This is a genomic window from Alkalibacterium sp. s-m-28 (assembly GCF_054658175.1).
Genome location: NZ_BAAGIQ010000385.1, coordinates 1 through 259, shown reverse-complemented (window position 1 = coordinate 259; position 259 = coordinate 1). Strand labels below are relative to the sequence as shown.

Sequence of the window (259 nt, the reverse complement as noted above, 5' to 3'; positions counted from 1 at the left end):
TCCTTATACCGATCAAAATAAGATTTCGGCCGTTGCCGATTCAATTAAAGACAGGGTGATTTGAACCTGTTGCTGTTTTACACCTATTTCTAAAACCTTTGTTGTTAAAAGATCCAACCGCCTTAAACTGCCTTGGGCATGGCTGATTAAGGACGTGAGTGCGTTCTCATCAAAGATACGAAGACTGCCTTCGGCACTCTTGAGTTTTGCCTCCACGTATTGTCTCGCTTCATCTTGCTGAATACCCGTACAGTGATAA

General features: G+C 42.9%; 1 protein-coding gene. It reads right to left on the bottom strand.

Annotated elements, in window-relative coordinates:
* Positions 1-12: 12 nt before the first annotated feature.
* Positions 13-259 (bottom strand): hypothetical protein (locus ACYQ4S_RS12715; protein ID WP_459771545.1); only part of this gene is annotated, 247 nt, incomplete at its 5' end.